Below are 16,726 nucleotides of genomic sequence, written 5' to 3'. Positions count from 1 at the left end.
GCCCGCGCGGTCACAGCCCCACCTTCACAGCAGCGCGGGCTGCGCGGCCAGGGCCAGCGCCTTCTGATCCAGCCGCGACAGGGCCTCGTCGGCCACCACGTGGCGCGGCAGGTCGGCCTGCGCGGCGTACAGGTGCAGCGTGACGCGGCGGTGCGTCATGACGTGCGTCAGGGTGCCCAGGAACGCGCCGGGGCTGGCGTTCAGGCGGGCGCACAGGCGCTCCAGGGCCGCCTGCGGGGTCTCGCCGCTGGCGAGCGGTTCGGCCGGCAGGCCCATCAGGCCGCCCAGCAGCGTGCCCGCGCGGCGTTCCAGTGCCGCCCGTTGCGGCGTGCCGATCAGGACGGCCACCACCGGTACGTCCGGCACGGCGGCGCGCACCTTCGGGGCGGGGTAGGCGGCGGGCGCCCCGGACGCGAACGCCGCGCACCAGCCCTGCAACGGGCACGCGCCGCAGCGGGGCGCGGCGGGCGTGCAGACGGTCGCGCCCAGGTCCATGACCGCCTCGTTCCACGCGCCGGGCCGCGCCGGGTCCAGCAGCGCGTCGGCGCGGGCCTGCACCCAGGCGGGCGTGGGCTGCGCCTCGGCGTGCAGGCGGGCCAGGACGCGGCGCACGTTGCCGTCGTTCACGGCGCGGGCCTCGTTCAGCGCGAGGCTGCTGACAGCCGCCGCCGTGTACGGCCCCACGCCCGGCAGGGCCAGCCACCCGTCATACGAACCGGGAAAGCCGTCCTGCGCGACCTGCTGCGCGGCCCGGTGCAGGTTCCGCGCGCGGGCGTAGTACCCGCAACCCTCCCAGGCTTTCAGGACTGCTTCCTGCGGCGCGGCCGCGAGATCCTGCACGGTCGGGAAGGCTGTCAGAAAACGGTCATAGTAGACCGTTCCACGCGCCACCTGCGTCTGCTGAAGCAGAATTTCCGCGACCCACACGCGGTACGGGTCCCGCGCGCCCTCCGGCCCGGCACGCCAGGGCAGGGTGCGGCCGGTCCGGTCGAACCACGCCAGCAGCGCCGCGCGCACCGCCGACAGATCAACCGGGGCCAGATCAGCCAGGGCCGGGGCAGCGGCGGGCAGCGCGGAGGCGGGTGATGCGGTACGGGTCACGCGGGCAGTCTAGGGCCGCCCGGACCGCGCGACGGGCGCGTCCGACACCATCCCGAAACGGCCCACCGCACCTGCCGCAGCACAGGAAAACACCCCGGCGCTTCGGCTTTCCGGGGTGCAGGACGGGCGGGTGGCGTTCAGGCGCGCGCGACCTCACGGGCGGGCGTGCGGACGCGGCGGCGCACACCCTCGGCGTACTCGGACAGGTCGGCCAGCAGTTCCGGCACGCCCACCCGCAGCAGGTACTGCCCGCCGGGCAGGGGCGTCAGGGCCAGGAAGGGCGCGCGGGTCAGGGTGTCGAGGATGCTGCCCAGTTCGGCGTAGTTCACGCCGCTGCCCAGCCGCTCGGCGAGGCGCGGCACGCTGACCACCGAGTGCGCCGGCTGCTGCGCGAGCGTGAGCAGCACGAAACTGAACGCGCCGCGCTGCGCGAGGTGAGAACTGACCAGTTCCGCCACGCTGGCCGCCGATTCCAGGTCGATGCTCCCGGCCTTCCAGTACCCGCGCAGGTCCACCGGGGACAGCGGCGCCAGTTGCGCGTGCTCGATCAGCGCGGCCAGCGCCTCGCGGGTCAGGCAGGGCGTGTTCGCCGGGCGGCTGGTCTCGGAGGTCAGCAGCACGCAGTAATCGGCGTTCTCCTTCCAGGCGGGTGTCTGAAGGGCGTCCTCGCTGGTGGCGACCAGCACCGAGTACCCGTGCGTGCCCAGTTCGGCGTTCAGGCGCAGCACACCGCCGCCCAGGTGCTCCAGGCGGTAGCCGGTCAGGGCCGCCAGTTCCGCCAGTTGCGCCCCGGCGTCCAGCGCCCTGGTATCGGGTGCGGCGGGACTGGACGCGGCGGGGGCAGGCACGGCGGGGGCCGGGGCGACCGGCGCGGTCAGGACGGCGGCCGGGGCGTCGAAGTTCACGTCCAGCGTGCGCAGGGGCGCACTGGACCCGCCGGAGGGTACCGCCCGCACGCTGGCCGAGGCGGCCCCGCTGGGCTGCACCGTGCCCTGTTGCACCGTGCCCTGTCGCACCGTGCCCCGCTGGGCAGGCGCGGACTGGGCAGCGCCGGGCTGGGCAGTGCCGGACTGCACGCGGGCCGTGCGGACCTCCGTGACACGCACCTCGGCCGGACGCGCCTCGGGCGTCACGGCCTGCGGCGCGGCGGACTTCTGCGCCTCCGGCCTGGGTGCGTCCAGGGTGGAGGCGTCCGGTTTGCGCACCTCGGATTTCTGCACGTCGGATTTCTGCGCGTCTGGTCTCTGCGTTTCTGGTCTCTGCGCGTCGGCCTTCGCCTGCGGGACGGGCGGGGTGACGGTCTGCGTGCGGATCTCACGGACGTGCGGCGTGGACGACACCACCACGCGGCGCGTCTCGGGCGGGCGCGGCACCTCACGGCGCGGCTGCGGGGCCGGGGCGTGCGGTTTCACGACCGACTCGACCTGATACCGGCCCGGCGCGAGCGTCGTGAGGATCAGTACGTCGTTCACGCCCAGGTGCTGCGCGTGGTACAGCCCGCCCAGCCCCCACACCCGCATGCGGTCCAGGTCCACCTGCACCGGGTGCTCATCGCCTTTCTCGTCGACCAGCACGGCCGGTCCCGCGTTCGGGAAGGTGCTTTCCAGGTACTTGAGGAGACGCAGACTGCCTTCCTGAAGGCAGGGACGGGTAACGATGTACCGGATTGATTTCACGCGATGACTCCTCCGTTGCGAGCGTCCCTGGGCACTCGGGGCGCGTCGGGTGTGGGTAAATTGTTCCTAAAGTAGCAGAAATACTCGCGCGCAACCGCAGATTTTCCCGCACGGCAGCATGACCGGCCCTCATGAGGGCAGGCTGGGACCCGCGTGCCGCCCGACCCGGCCCCTGCCGTATCCTGACCCGCATGACCGACCCCACGACACCCGGCGCCGTTCAACTCGTGCAGGCCTACTACGACGCCTTCAACCGCGGCGACGCGCCCGGCATGCTGGCCCTGCTGACCGACGACGTCCGCCACGACATCAACGAGGGCGACACGCAGACCGGCCTGGACGCCTTCCGCGCCTTCCTGGCCAAGATGGACGCCCACTACCGCGAGCGCGCCGAGGACCTGGTCGTCATGGCCACCCCGGACGGCACGCGCGCCAGCGCCGAGTTCGTCATTCACGGCGAGTACCTGAAAACCGACCCCGGCCTGCCCGAAGCGGCCGGGCAGCGGTACGTGCTGCCGGTCGGCGCGTTCTTCGACCTGCGCGGCGGAAAGATCGCCCGCGTCACCAACTACTACAACCTCGCGGACTGGACCCGGCAGGTCGGGCAGGGCAGCGCTTGAACCTGAGCGTCACCACCGTCGGCGGGCCGGAACTCGCCCCGTTCATTCCCGAACTGGCCCGCCTGCGAACCCTGGTGTTCCGCGCGTACCCGTACCTGTACGACGGCGACCCCGCCTACGAGGAACGCTACCTGCAGACGTACCTGAACGCCCCGGACGCGATCATCGTGCTGGCCCGTGACGGCGAGGCCATCGTGGGGGCCAGCAGCGCCCTGCCGCTCACGCAGGAGACCGACGACATCCGCGCGCCCCTGCACGCCCCGGAATTCGACCCGGCTGACGTGCTGTACCTGGGCGAGAGCGTCCTGACCGCCGAGTACCGCGGGCGCGGCCTGGGTCACGCCTTCTTCGACCACCGCGAGGCGCACGCCGCCCGCCTGGGCCTGCGCACCACCGCGTTCTGCGCCGTGCAGCGCCCGGACGACCACCCGGCGCGGCCCACCCCGTACCGCACGCACCACGCCTTCTGGGCCGCGCGCGGCTACACGGAACGCCCGGACCTGACCACCACCCTGAGCTGGAAGGACCTGGGCGACCACCACGAAACGCCCAAACCCATGCGCTACTGGATCAGGAAAACCCAGACCGGGGGATAGTCACGGCCCCGTGACAGGACCGGGCCGAACACTCAGCGGCCACCACCTCAGCGGTGACCGTTCTGGGCGGCCTTCTCGGCATCCTGGCGTTTCTTCGCCTGCGCCCACGAGAACGACCGGAACGCATCCACCGCGAACCACACCGCCAGGACCGCCCCCACGCCCGCCCACACCCAGCTCTGGGACTGCGCGGACAGGAACGCCAGGACCGCACACAGCACGGCCAGCGCAACGCTAGAGGCGAACACGATATGGGGGGGCACGCGACGACCGAACATGCCACGCAGCGTACCCCCCGCACTCTTACTCGCCTCTGTCGCGCAGGTTCAGAGGTCCAGGGTCCGGCTGAGGATCACGCCCTGCAACTCGTCGGTGTCGTACCCGCAGGCGCGGTAGAAGGTCTGCGCCTCCTCGCTGTCGGCGGCCACCCACACGCTGCGGACGCCCTGTTCGCGCATGTGGGCGTGCAGGGCCGAGACCAGGGCGCGGCCCACGCCACGCCCCCGCCAGTCCTGGCGGACGCCGATCTCCTCGAACATCACGTCCAGCGGGTCGCCGTTGCGGCGGCGGTGCCGGTACGCCATCAGGAACCCCACCGGGTGGCCGCTGTCGTCCTCGGCGTGCCAGTGACACACGCCAGGGTCGCTGAGGTACGCGCGGGCGGCGTCCGGGGTCAGGGGTGGGCTGGGCGGTTCGTCCGTGAAGTCGGTCTCGTCGTGCGCGAGGCGTTCCAGGGCGGCCTCGTCGCCGGGTCCCAGGCGGCGGATGCGGAAGGGAGTCATGGGTCATGATGCACCGGCCGCGACGGGGGGAGTGAGCCAGCGCTTCTGCGTGCGGGCTGACGCTCTGCCCTGGCGCGGGCGTGGCAGACTGCGCGGGATGCCGGATTTCGACGTGATCGTGATGGGGGCGGGCCACAACGCGCTGGTGACCGCCGCGTACGCCGCGAAGGCGGGCCTGAAGGTGGGCGTGTTCGAGCGGCGGCACATCGTGGGGGGCGCCGTGAGTACCGAGGAACTGGTGCCGGGGTACCGCTTCGATTACGGCGGCAGCGCGCACATCCTGATCCGCATGACGCCCGTGGTGCGGGAACTGGAACTGACGCGGCACGGCCTGCACTACCTGGACGTGGACCCGATGTTCCACGCGTCGGATGGCGAGACGCCCTGGTTCATCCACCGGGACGCGGGGCGCACGGCGCGGGAACTGGAGGCGCTGTTTCCCGGTCAGGGTGAGGCGTACACGAAATTCCTGGATGACTGGACGCCTTTTGCGCGCTCCGTGGCGGACCTGTTCAACTCCGCGCCGGGACCGCTCGACATGGGGAAGATGGTGGTCAGCAGTGGGAAGGGCAAGGACTGGATGGAGCAGCTGCCCCGGATTCTGCGTCCGTACGGGGACGTGGCGCGGGAGTACTTCACCGAGGAGCGGGTGCGCGCCCCGCTGGTGTGGATGGCGGCGCAGAGCGGCCCGCCCCCCAGTGACCCCCTGAGTGCGCCGTTCCTGCTGTGGCACCCGCTGTACCACGAGGGTGGTGTGGCGCGGCCCAAGGGCGGCAGCGGCGGCCTGACGAAAGCCCTGAAACGCGCCATCGAGGCGGACGGCGGGCAGGTGTTCGTGAACGCGCCGGTGAAGGACATCCTCGTCAAGGATGGGAAGGCGCAGGGCGTCCGGCTGGAGAACGGCGAGACGTACACCGCCCGCGCCGTCGTGTCCGGCGCGCACATCCTGACCACGGCCGGCGCCCTGCCGGACGAGCATGTGCCCGCCGCCGCCCGGCAGGTCCGCGTGGGCAACGGCTTCGGCATGGTCCTGCGCCTCGCCCTGAGCGAGAAGGTCAAGTACCGCCACCACCGGGAACCCGACAGCCGCGTCGGCCTGGGCCTGCTGATCAAGAACGAACAGCAACTCATGAAAGGCTACGGCGAGTACCTCGCAGGCGAACCCACCAAGGACCCGCCCCTGATCGCCATGAGCTTCAGCGCCGTGGACGACTCGCTCGCCCCGCCCGGCGGCGAGGCCCTGTGGCTCTGGGCGCAGTACTACCCCTACGAACTCAGCAGCGGCTCCTGGGAAACCAGAACCGCCGAAGCCCGCGAGAACATCCTGAACGCCTTCGAACACTACGCGCCCGGCACCCGCGACACCATCGTCGGCGAACTCGTCCAGACCCCGCAGTGGTTAGAGACGAACCTCGGCCTGCACCGCGGCAACGTCATGCACCTAGAAATGAGCTTCGACCAGATGTTCTCCTTCCGCCCCTGGATGAAAGCCAGCCAGTACCGCTGGCCCGGCGTGCAGGGCCTCTACCTGACCGGCGCCAGCACCCACCCCGGCGGCGGCATCATGGGCGCCTCGGGCCGCAACGCCGCGCAGGTCCTCGTGAAAGACCTGACGCGGCGCCGATGGCGGTGAGTGGGGCTGTGGGCTCTGAGCTGTGGGCTGTGAGCAGAAAAGGGTGCTGTCCTGCTCCCTCTTCCCTCGTGGGAGAGGGTCGGGGTGAGGGGGCGTGTCCGCCGCGCTCCCGCCTGATTCACCGGAGGCATCCTTGATCCGCCGTGTGGGTGCAGGTATTGCTGTACTGCACGCTGAGTCCGTCCTGCTGGTGCGCCGGGGCGATAACGCCCTGTGGGACGTGCCGGGTGGTGGTTCGGACGCCGGGGAGTCGCCGGAGGACACTGCTCGGCGGGAACTGCGCGAGGAAACGGGCCTGAGCGTGGGCGCGCTGCGCTCACTGGGCGTGTTTCCCCACCGGCACACGTACCCGGACGGGAACGTGGTGGCGTGGGAGACGCACGTGTTCACGGCCGACTTTGGAGGTGGGGAGCCGCGCGCCTCGGATGACGCGGCCCAGGTGCGCTGGTGGCCGCTGGCAGCCCTCCCCGACGACGTGTCGGAGGCGACCGGCACGTACTTCGCGGCGTTGACGGCGGTGCGGGCGTGAGGGTGTCCCTCTCCCCCACCGTGTGGCGTGCCGGACTGGCGTTCGCGGCGCTGGGCGTGGCGTTCCTCGGGGCGTTGCTGGTCATGGGCAGGAATCCCGTGGGTTGGGTTCTGATTGCGCTGGGCCTGCCGTTGTCGGGCGTGCTGGCGCTGGCGGGGGACGCGCTGGGTCCGGAGTTCCCGGAGGTGCTGGGCGAGCGGCTGGCGGGCCTGCTGGCGGCGACGCGGCCGTGGATGGCGCTGGTGGCGCTGTACGTGGCGCTGAAGATTCCGGTGCCGTTGTGGCCGGAGGGGTTCCCGGTGCTGGGGCTGGCGAGTACGGCGGCGCTGTGCGCGGCGGCGCTGGCGTTCGTGTGGGAGCGCGCAGGGTGGCTGCGGGCGGCGCTGATGCTGGTCGTGTCGTTCGGGGTGGGGCTGGGCGTGGAGTTGCTGGGGAGCCGGACGGGCATTCCGTTCGGGGATTACACGTACGCGGGGGCGCCCGCGCCGACGCTGCTGACCGTGCCGTTGATCGTGCCGCTGGGGTGGTTCGCGTTGACGCTGACGGCCACGAGCCTGTCGCGCGGACGGCCGTGGCTGGCGGGCGCGCTGATGATGCTGTGGGACGTGGGCCTGGAACCCCTGATGACCGCGCAGGGGTACTGGACGTGGACGGACCCGCTGCCGCTGTGGGCGGGCGCGCCCGTGCAGAACTTCCTGGGGTGGTGGGCGGTCGGGTGGGGCCTGTCGTGGGTGTTCACGGGGCTGGCGCCGGGGCTGTTCGGGCGGGCCGGGGCGGGCTGGGCGCTGCCCGGCTGGCTGGAGCGGGTGGACGGGAACGTGCAGGCGAGCCGCGTGCCGTCCCTGAGCCTGCTGCCCGGTGCGCGCCGGGCCGGTGAGGGCCTGGATTTCCGGGTGGTGTACGCGACCGAGGCGTTCTTCCTGCCGGGCGGGCTGGTACTGGTGGGCCGCTACGCGGAGGCGGCGGTGACGCTGGCGGCCATGGGGCTGGGGTTGGGGCTGGCGCGGGCGCTGCGTCCGGGTCGGCGTGCGGTGGCCCGTGCCCGGTAAGCCCAGGTCCGGGCAGGCTGGGGAGGACCGTCACGCCTGGGCGACGTGGCTGCTGTCGCGCAGCGTGAGCCGCAGCGTGCGCGGCGCTCTGGGCGGCGTGTGGGTGCGCGGGCCGGTCCCGGCGGGCGGCGCGGTCCTGGCCCCGAATCATCACTCCTGGTGGGACGGGTACGTGCTGCGCGAGGCGGCCCTGTGGGCGGGCAGCGAGTTCACGGTGCTGATGGGCGCGCGGCAGCTGTCGCGCTTTCCGTTCCTGCGGCGCGTGGGCGCGGTGAGAGCCGATGAGGTCCGGGCGGGCGTGCGGCGGGCGCGGGTGGGGTGGCTGGTGGTGTTCCCGGAGGGCGCGGTGCAGCCGGCCGGGCCGCTGCGGGCCGTGCAGCCGGGCGCGGCGTGGATTGCGGGCGCGGCGGGCGTGCCGCTGGTGCCGGTGGCGCTACGGGTCGTGATGCGCGGCGCGCAGGCACCCGAGGCCTTCGTGCGCTTCGGGTGGCCGGTGGCGGGGCCAGATCTGGAGGGCGCCTTGCAACGCGAACTGGCCGCGCTGGACGCCGGGCTGCTGGACAGCGACCCGGAGGCCCCGCCTGCCGGGTACCTGCGGGCCGTGCCGGGCCGCGCGAGCCGTTCGGAGCGGGTGGACCTGCCCTCAAGGCTGCTGACCCTGATCACCGGAGACCGCTGATGCGCCGCGCCGCGTGGACTGCCGCGTGGGGGCGGGCGCAGCGGCCCGTGCAGGCGCTGCTGCTGGGCTGGCTGGCGACCAAGGCGGCGGTGCTGGCCGTGAACGCCGTGACCTTCCCCCGCCTGCGCCCGGCACCCACCCCACGTGGGGGGCCACGCGTGTCCATCCTGATTCCGGCGCGGGACGAGGCGCACAACCTGCCGCGCACCCTGCCCGGCGTGCTGGCCCAGGGGGCGTTCGAGGTGCTGGTGCTGGACGACGGCAGCGGCGACGGGACCGCCGACGTGGCCCGCCGCCTGGGCGCGCGGGTCCTGACGGGCGAGCCCAGACCGGACGGCTGGAACGGGAAACCCTGGGCCTGCCAGCAACTGCTGCGCGCGGCGCGCGGCGAGGTCCTGATCTTCACGGACGCGGACGTGGACTGGCACGCGGGCGCACTGGGCGGCCTGCTGAGCGAACTGACCCGTTCCGGCGCGGACCTGCTGAGCGTTCATCCCCGGCAGGCGAACGCGGGCCTGGGCGCCCGCCTGCTGACGCCGCTGGTGGACGCGGCCGTGCTGTCGTACTTCCCGTTTCCGCTGACGCGTCTGCGCCACCCCATGACCTCGATCGCCAACGGGCAGGTCATGGCGTTCCGCCGCGCCGCCCTGAGCCGCGTGGGCGGGTACGCGCCCGTCCGGGCCGAGGTGCTGGAGGACACCCGCCTCGCGCAGCACCTGGGCGCGCAGGGCTTCCTGGTGTCCACGGCGCTGGGCCGCGCGTGCATCGGGGTGCGCATGTACCGCACGTACCCGGAGTCGGTGGCGGGCTTCAGCAAGAACGTCCTGCCGCTGCACTTTCACTCGCGGCCGCTGCTGCTGCTGGCGGCCGCCGCGCACCTGGGCGCGTACACCCTGCCGTGGTTGCTGCGCCCCTGGCTGCGCGGCCCCGGCTGGACGGCCCTGCGCGTGGCCGGGCTGGTGGAACGCACGCTGGTCAGCGTGGTCGCCGGTCGCCGCGCCCCCGCCGACCTGGCCGAGGGGCTGCTGGGCCCCCTCACGCCGCTGCTGGCGCTGCCCGTGTACCGCCGCGCCCTGCGCCGCACCGTCACCTGGAAGGGCCGCCAGTACAGACAGTGACGCAGTACCGGCAGTGACGCCTCACCCCCTGCCGGTGGCAGGGCCCTCTCCCCAGGAGAGAGGGGAACTTCCCTGAACGCCCGGCAGGCTGGGCTTCATGGGCGCCTCAGGTGTGGGGAGGAGGCTCGGGGTATGTCGTCCAACCGGGTCCGTCTGGCTGCCGCTCTGCTCCTGTCGTTCCTGCCTGTGGCGTCTGGGGCGGGCTTCACCGAGGCGTCGTTCGCGCAGGTGGGCGCGGGCGTGTGGAAGCCGGTGCGCTTCTGGTGCGACACGCCGGGGCGGGTGCTGGCGCTGTCCGGGGCGGGGGCCGGGGCGGGCACGCTGACGGAGTGGGTGGGCGGCGTGCGCTCGCAGGTGCCCGTGACGGTCGGCGCGGATGATCCGGGGGCGGGTCAGGTGTACACGCCGCTGACCTTCGCGGGCCGCAGCGCACCGGCGCCGGGGTTCTTCGTGCACAGCAGCAACGTGCAGAACGTGCAGGACCCCGCATACCGCATGACGCACGTCAGTGAGTTCCGGGTGCCTGCCGGGTCGTTCAGGTGCCGTTACGTGCCACAGGCGGCGGTCGTGGCGGCCACCGCGCGGCACAGCGTGACCGTGTGGGAGGCGGGTGGGCGGGTCACGTACGCCAGCCGCAACCGCGACGGCACGCCGGGCGTGCAACTGACCGGCGGCGCGCACGTCACGGGCGGGGGGCGGGACGAGTACCGCTGGAACCGGGGGGGGTACGGGTACGTGCTGGTGGTCGGCACCGCTCAGTATCCGGGCGGCGAGTTGCGGGTCGAACGGGCCGGGCGGGTCCTGAGCCGCGAGCCGCTGCTGGCGTACACCGTCAGCCGCGCCCGCTGAGGGCCGGGTGCGCCCGTACCTTCCGGGCGGGGTCCGCTGCTCTATGCTCGGCAGCGTGAGCACAGGTGGGAGTGTGTGGGCGTGAGGCGGCAACCGGGACATGTCGCGGTGATCGGCGCGGGGTTCGCGGGGCTGGCGGCGGCGCTGCGGCTGGCGCGGGCCGGAGCGCGGGTAACGGTGCTGGACGCGCTGGACGGGCCGGGCGGCAAGGCGGCGCTGGGCTTCCCGGAGTTCTCGAGCGGCCCGACGGTCGTGACCATGCCGCAGGTGTTCCGGGCGCTGCACGCGCGGCTGGACCTCCCGACACCCACCCTGACGGCCGCGCGGCCCACGACCACCTACCACGGCGCGGGCGGCCGGATCTTCGCGCCCGAGGCGCTGCACGTGGCGGGCAGTCTGGACTCCACGCTGGCGCAACTGTCGCCCGCCGAGGGGCGGCGGTACGCGGCGCTGCTGGCCTCGTCGCGGCGCATGTACCTGGACGCGCAGGACACGTTCCTGTTCGCGCCGCCGCCCGGCCCGGCCCGGCTGGCCCGGTACGCCCTGACGCGCGGTCGGCGGGCCGCGCCGCTGGTGCCGCTGCACCGCTTCGTGCGCTCGGGGTCGTTCATGACGCCGTTCTGGCTGCGCTTCGCCACGTACCTGGGCGCCGACCCGTACCGCGCGCCCGCCGTGCTGCACAACATCGCGTGGGTGGAACTCGGGTACGGCGTGTGGCACCTGCGCGGCGGCCTGCTGGACCTGGCCCGGACGCTGCACGCGCAGGCGGTGGGGCTGGGCGTGCGCTTCGAGTTCGGGACGCGCGTCACCAGCCTCAGCACGCACGGCGGGCAGGTGCTGGGCGCGCACACCAGTCAGGGGGCGTTCGCGGCCGACGCCTGGGTCAGCGCCGCCGACCGCGCCCTGACGCTCTCCTGGCTGGGCGAGAGCGAGAAACCCACGCCGCGCGGCGTGAGCGGCTTCGCGCTGCAACTGCGCCTCTCGGAGGACCGGGGGCAGGCGCACCACATCCACTGGCCCGCCGAGTACGCCCGCGAGTGGCGGGACATCCGCGCCGGACGGCTCCCGCGCGACCCGACGCTGTACCTGCACCTGGACGGCACGCGCGCCTTCCTGCTCGTGAATGCCCCCCCGGACCCCGCCGTGGCGGGCGACCCGCGCGAGTACGGCGCGTGGCTGCTGGCACGCCTTCAGGACCGCCTGCGGACCAGTGAAGGTGGGCCGCTGCCCGTGCAGGAATGGCAGGCGCTGTCGCCCGCCGAGTACGCCCGCACCGCCCGCGCCGGCGCGCTGTACGGCCGCGCCCCGCACGGCCTGAGCGGCAGCCTGCGCCCCAGCTGGACGCTCCCGCACGCCCGGAACCTCGCGCAGGTGGGCGGCACCGTCCACCCCGGCGGCGGCGTGCCCCTGAGCATCCTCAGCGGCTGGAACGGCGCCGGGCAACTGCTGGGCCTCCCCTTCGACGACCTGGACGGGCGGCAGGTGCCGGGCATGACCGGCAGTACGGCAGACACCTGGGACGACCTAACCGGGCCGGAATTCTGAACCGGGGGTAGGATCGCGGCGCTGCGCAGTCGGACCGAATACGCAGCCGGACTGAAGCGGAGGCCAGACCACCCGGCCTTCACACGGGGCATAAGATGACCTCATGACGGCCCCGCCCGAACTGCTGACCCTCGGTTCCCTGCGGGCGGCGCAGGTGCCGTTCAGGCGGGAGAAACCACTGCTGCTGCTGGCGTACCTGAGCCTGCGCGGCCCGCAGGAGCGCCGGGCCGTCGCGCGCCTGTTCTGGCCGGACGCGACCGATCCCATGAACAGCCTGTCCGTGGCGCTGGGGCAACTGCGCCGCGCGTCCGGCACGCTGGTGCTGGTCCACACGACCGACACGCAGGTGAGCACCACCCTGACCTGCGACGTACCCGCCCTGCTGCGCGCCTGCGCCGACACCGACCTGAGCGGCGCGCAGACCCTGTACCGGGGGGCTTTCGCGGCGGGCCTGCCGGACGCGGACCTGTCCGATGAACTGGCCGGGTGGGTCACCGCGACCCGCGAACACTGCGCGGCCACATACCGCGACCTGCTGCTCGGTCAGGCCCGTCAGGCGGCAGAAACCGATGCCCTGCGGGCCGGGGAGTGGGCCGCCCAGGCCTACGCCGTGGCCGGGGCTGCGCCGCCCGCCCCGCCGCTGTTCCGGGAACTGCACGCCCTGCTGCGCGCCGCCGGACACCCGGACGCCCCGCTGCTGGAACGCGACGCGGCCAGCCTGAACGTCACGCTCAGCGCGCCGGCTCCGCCGCTGCCGGGCCGGCAGGCCGAACTTCAGCAGTTGACGCACCTGTCGGCCGGCGAGACGCTGTGGGTACGCGGACCGGCCGGGATCGGCAAGAGCGCACTGCTGCGCGCCGTTCCAGCCGGAACGCTGCTGCGCGCCCGGGCGGGGCGACCCTACGCCACGCTGCTGGGCCTGCCAGACCTGCCTCACCCCCCGCCGGCGGACGGGCCGGGCTGGGCGCGGCACCTCAGCGCGCAGCCCGGCCCCCTGCTGATCGACGACTGGGAGACCTGCGACCCGGAGTCCCGCCGCGCCCTGCTGGGCCTGAGCGCCACCCGCTCGGGACCGCCGCTGATCCTGGCCAGCCGCGAAGGGCCACCCACGCTGCTGCCGCAACTGATCCTGCGGCCACTGCCGGCCGACAACGCGCAGGAGCGCGCGGAAACCGGTGGCCTTCCGGCGTTGCGGCCCGCCGGGCGCGGCGGCCTGTCCCTGGCGGACGCCTACGCCGCGCTGCTGGCCCCGCACGCACCCCGCGCGCGGCAGCTGCTGGCGTGCCTGGGCGTGCAGGACAACCCGGACCTGCGCGCCACGCAGGCGGCGCTGGAATTCGGCGGTGACGATATGGCCGCCGCGCTGGAGCGGTTGCGTCAGGCCTACCTGCTGGAGGGCACCCGCCCGGCCGCGCCTGCGGCGCTGCGCGCGTGGCTGGATACGCAACCCAGCCTGGAAACCGAGGTCCTGACCCTGCTGGCGGCGCAATTACCGCCCGCCGACGCCCTGGATCACTACCTGCGCGCGCACGCCCTGACCGGCTCCAGCGACTTTCCCGGTTTTCAGGCGGCGCTGGCCGGACGTGCCCGCGCGCTGCTGGCCGAAGACCGGCAGGTTGAAGCGCACGACCTGCTGCGCCCACACGCCCGGTCACCCGGCACCCGCCTGCTGCTGGCGCGCGCCCTGGACGCCATGGGACATCACCGCGAAGCTCTGGGCATCCTGGGTGACCTGCCGGATACACCGCTGGTGCAGGTGTACCGGGGCCGCGCCGTGTGGCGGCTGGGCGACCGGGAACAGGCGACCGCCCTGGCGACCGCCGGTCTGAACGGTGATCTGGAAGCCCGGGCGCAGGCCTACAACCTGCTGTCCTCACTGGCCCTGTCGTCCAGGGAGAACGCGCGGGCACTCGATTACGCCCAGCGCTCGGCCGGGCTGTTCCTGCTGCTGGGCGACGAACTCATGCGCCTGAAAATGATCTGCATGCAGACGATCACCACGCAGACCCTCGGCCTGGACGCCTCAGCCCTGCTGCGCGAGATGTTGGACGCTCCCCTGGAACAGCTACCACCCAACATGCTTCTGAACATCGGCTGGGTACTGGAAGAACAGGGCCTGCTGGACGATGCTCTCGGCTACGCCGAGCGGGCCGCCACCTCAGCGGAACAGACCTGCAACCTGTCCACCGCCAGCACCGCCTGGAATAACGTGGGGGTCATCCACCACAAGCAGGGCCGCGCGGCCCTGGCAGCGGCTGCCTACAGTCAGGCCATCTGCATCGCGCGCCAGAGCGGCGAGATCCGCATGCTCGCCACGTCACTGGGCAATTTGGCAGAGTTACAGGAAAGCCTGCCCCTGATCGAGGAAGCCCTGAACATCCTGGAAGGAGCCGGGCAGGACGACCTGGCCGCGTACTTCCGCGAGCAGAGGGCCACGTTCAGGGAGCGTTCAGGGGGCGGATGACACGCTGCGCGCATGCCACGCAGCGCCTACATCATCGACGGAACGCTCGGGCCGGAGGACACCCATGAACAAGCGAACCCTGACTTCCCTTCTCGCACTGACCCTGGGCTGGGCGGGCAGCACTGGTACTGTTCGTTACCCGGTAACGGGTTCCGGACGTCCGGACGCGTTCGCCCGCCCAGGCCAGACCCTGACGTTGCCGGGCGCGCGGCCGATCAGGATTCCTGACCTTCCGCCCGGCCGCGCCGTGCTGCCCGTCCGGGGTGGCATCTTCACAGGAGGCAGGGTCGAGGTATCTGTCCTGCCGCCCGTTGCAGGCGGAGTCGTCCTGGCAAATATCACGCAGCCGGGTGTGCAGCAACCCCGCACGAGTGTCCTGCCCGACCGGGTACAGGTGCTGCTGAATCCGGGTCTGAATCCGGATGCCCTTGCCCGGGCCCTGCGTCACCTGGGCACGTACGGACGGGTCACGTGGGAGACCCTGCCCGCCCCCGCCTCCAGCCAGGCTCCCATCAATACGCGCGCAGTGATTCCACCGTCACCCTGCAGCGGCACCCTGGTCGAGATCACCCTAAGCGGCAAGATGAGCCTGGAAGACGCCCTGAACAGACTGCTGGCCGAGGATACAGACGTGATCTGGTACCCAGATCCGATCAGCGTGGCCGGGCACCCGCAGGGGCTCGCCCAGGCCCTTCCAGCCCCGCCCGCCCCCAGAACTCCGGCTGCCTTGCAGCGTCCCCGCTTCTTCTACCCGGCAAAACTGGTGTCCAGCGGCATTTCCGCCCTTCCAGCCCTGGGAGCCGGAGCGAACGGGCAGGGCGGCGCGGGCGTGACCATCGCCGTGCTGGACACCGGGTACTCCAGAAGCCTGGACACCCTGAACGAACTCCCGCCCCGGCGCCTGCTGCCCCCTATGAACGCCCTGGCACCGTTTCACCAGACCGCCAGCTTCACTGGCTATGACGACTTCTGGGAGGGCCACGGCACACAGGTCGCCATCCTCGCCGCCGGGGGGCAGCACGGCACGGCCCCGCAGGCAAAGGTGCTGCCCATCAAGGTCTGCGCGGACGTCGCGGGCCGCGCCACCTGCCGCACCAAGGACGTGCTACGCGGCATCTGCTTCGCACTGAACCAGGTGCCGCCCTCGCAACTGGTCATGAACCTCAGCCTGGGCGGGGCCGTACCCACCGACGCCATTCATGCCACCCTGAAATGGGCAGAATCACAGGGTGCCGTAATAGTCGCGGCAGGTGGTAACCAGGGCCTGAACGGCAACCCCAGGGAGTACCCAGCCGCGTTCACCCAGACCGCCGGCACGCAGCTCGGCTTGGAGCTGCTGGCCGTGGAATCGGTGACGCCCACAGCCGTCCGCTCCTCACCCACCATCAGGGTCGCCCAGACGTGGGAACGCTCGACCTTCAGCACGCAGGGCAACTACCTGAACATCAGCGCGCCCGGCGAGGCGCTGGACATCGGACACCCGTACCTGTACAGCGGCACCTCGTTCGCCGCGCCGCTGGTCGCCGGGGCTGCCGCGCGGGTCAAGGGGGCAAACCTGAACGTCCGCATGGGCACCCAGGGCGGCGGTGTCACCCTGCCCAGCGTGACACAGACCATCACTGTCAGGGCGTTCATGCTCGACCCGGCACGTACTAACTCCTTCGTGCAGCCAGGCGCAAAGCCCATGCTGAACCTTAGCGGCTACTAAGTACAACGCACCAAAGAAGTAGACTTGGGCATGGCCCGTTCCCATCGGCGCATTGAGATTTCGGAAGAAGATGACCAGCGACTCCGGGTAGTTGGCTGGAACTAGACTCTGTTGGCGAATTCGAAAACCGCTGTTGGGTGAGGCGGATCATCACGACTCGGCAACAAGAAATGCGGAGTCCGGGGGCCATCACCTGAATTCGCCAACAAAGTCGAACTATGCCCGACACCACTGAAATGGGAGCGTCCGGGGCGTATCCCCGGACGTGTCAAAAGAGCTCCCACTCGAACGTTTCGTCTGTCAGAACCCCGCATGTCCAGTCCAACACCGCGCTCAGCAGGGAAACATCAAGCTCCGCCGACGATACGGCCCTCACC

At 72.2% G+C, this 16,726-nt stretch carries 15 protein-coding genes; 11 read left to right on the top strand and 4 right to left on the bottom strand.

The genetic code is table 11. The annotated features are described in order from the left end of the window. Positions 1 to 24: 24 nt before the first annotated feature. Together mutY and IEY70_RS16625 are read right to left on the bottom strand one after the other, a co-directional pair. Positions 25 to 1,050: an A/G-specific adenine glycosylase gene (gene mutY, locus IEY70_RS16630; RefSeq protein WP_373290808.1), complete on the bottom strand. Its 1,026-nt coding sequence runs from the start codon at positions 1,048 to 1,050 to the stop codon at positions 25 to 27. Positions 1,051 to 1,238: 188 nt separating this feature from the next. Beyond that, positions 1,239 to 2,777 (bottom strand): hypothetical protein, encoded by a 1,539-nt coding sequence (locus tag IEY70_RS16625; protein WP_229777999.1) that lies wholly within the window; start codon positions 2,775 to 2,777, stop codon positions 1,239 to 1,241. A gap of 191 nt (positions 2,778 to 2,968) precedes the next feature. On the opposite strand from IEY70_RS16625, the gene IEY70_RS16620 reads away from it, so the two are divergent. Both IEY70_RS16620 and IEY70_RS16615 read left to right on the top strand, forming a co-directional pair. Continuing rightward, complete coding sequence (locus tag IEY70_RS16620) at positions 2,969 to 3,397, top strand: ketosteroid isomerase-related protein (protein ID WP_189066151.1); 429 nt, start codon at positions 2,969 to 2,971, stop codon at positions 3,395 to 3,397. Further along, a complete protein-coding gene (locus tag IEY70_RS16615; protein WP_189066150.1) occupies positions 3,394 to 3,993 on the top strand; it encodes a GNAT family N-acetyltransferase in 600 nt (199 codons plus the stop codon). The genes IEY70_RS16620 and IEY70_RS16615 overlap by 4 nt, the downstream gene beginning before the upstream one ends. 47 nt (positions 3,994 to 4,040) lie before the next feature. On the opposite strand, the gene IEY70_RS16610 is transcribed toward IEY70_RS16615, so the two are convergent. After that, entirely contained in the window at positions 4,041 to 4,271 is a 231-nt protein-coding gene (locus IEY70_RS16610) for a hypothetical protein (protein ID WP_189066149.1), read from the bottom strand. 48 nt (positions 4,272 to 4,319) lie between these two features. Continuing rightward, the gene (locus IEY70_RS16605) at positions 4,320 to 4,775 is read right to left on the bottom strand and encodes a GNAT family N-acetyltransferase (protein WP_189066148.1); all 456 of its coding nucleotides are present in this window, start codon (positions 4,773 to 4,775) and stop codon (positions 4,320 to 4,322) included. 97 nt (positions 4,776 to 4,872) lie between these two features. Here IEY70_RS16605 and IEY70_RS16600 point away from each other — a divergent pair, with 97 nt between their 5' ends. The 9 genes from IEY70_RS16600 (at position 4,873) to IEY70_RS16560 (ending at position 16,349) form a co-directional block, all read left to right on the top strand. Continuing rightward, positions 4,873 to 6,408 (top strand): phytoene desaturase family protein, encoded by a 1,536-nt coding sequence (locus IEY70_RS16600; RefSeq protein ID WP_189066147.1) that lies wholly within the window; start codon positions 4,873 to 4,875, stop codon positions 6,406 to 6,408. Positions 6,409 to 6,541: 133 nt separating this feature from the next. Next, positions 6,542 to 6,937 carry an NUDIX domain-containing protein gene (locus tag IEY70_RS16595; protein ID WP_229777998.1) on the top strand — a complete coding sequence of 132 codons (396 nt, stop codon included), beginning with the start codon at positions 6,542 to 6,544 and terminating at the stop codon, positions 6,935 to 6,937. Beyond that, positions 6,934 to 7,986, top strand: a complete 1,053-nt coding sequence (locus tag IEY70_RS16590) for a carotenoid biosynthesis protein (protein ID WP_308425526.1) — start codon at positions 6,934 to 6,936, stop codon at positions 7,984 to 7,986. Before IEY70_RS16595 ends, IEY70_RS16590 begins: the two co-directional genes overlap by 4 nt. Further along, positions 7,976 to 8,665 carry a 1-acyl-sn-glycerol-3-phosphate acyltransferase gene (locus tag IEY70_RS16585; RefSeq protein WP_229777997.1) on the top strand — a complete coding sequence of 230 codons (690 nt, stop codon included), beginning with the start codon at positions 7,976 to 7,978 and terminating at the stop codon, positions 8,663 to 8,665. Before IEY70_RS16590 ends, IEY70_RS16585 begins: the two co-directional genes overlap by 11 nt. Next, positions 8,665 to 9,783, top strand: a complete 1,119-nt coding sequence (locus tag IEY70_RS16580; RefSeq protein WP_189066146.1) for a glycosyltransferase family 2 protein — start codon at positions 8,665 to 8,667, stop codon at positions 9,781 to 9,783. The genes IEY70_RS16585 and IEY70_RS16580 overlap by 1 nt, the downstream gene beginning before the upstream one ends. A 132-nt stretch (positions 9,784 to 9,915) precedes the next feature. Next, positions 9,916 to 10,632: a hypothetical protein gene (locus IEY70_RS16575; protein WP_189066145.1), complete on the top strand. Its 717-nt coding sequence runs from the start codon at positions 9,916 to 9,918 to the stop codon at positions 10,630 to 10,632. An 81-nt stretch (positions 10,633 to 10,713) separates the two neighbouring features. Beyond that, entirely contained in the window at positions 10,714 to 12,177 is a 1,464-nt protein-coding gene (locus IEY70_RS16570; protein WP_189066144.1) for a phytoene desaturase family protein, read from the top strand. 103 nt (positions 12,178 to 12,280) lie between these two features. Next, positions 12,281 to 14,641 (top strand): tetratricopeptide repeat protein, encoded by a 2,361-nt coding sequence (locus IEY70_RS16565; RefSeq protein WP_189066143.1) that lies wholly within the window; start codon positions 12,281 to 12,283, stop codon positions 14,639 to 14,641. A 64-nt stretch (positions 14,642 to 14,705) separates the two neighbouring features. Then, a complete protein-coding gene (locus IEY70_RS16560) occupies positions 14,706 to 16,349 on the top strand; it encodes a S8 family serine peptidase (protein ID WP_189066142.1) in 1,644 nt (547 codons plus the stop codon). Positions 16,350 to 16,726: the final 377 nt, after the last annotated feature.

This window comes from Deinococcus seoulensis, assembly GCF_014648115.1.
In the GTDB taxonomy this organism is placed as follows: domain Bacteria; phylum Deinococcota; class Deinococci; order Deinococcales; family Deinococcaceae; genus Deinococcus; species Deinococcus seoulensis.
The sequence above is the reverse complement of the archived record's forward strand: the minus strand, read 5'-3'. Positions and strand labels throughout refer to the sequence as shown.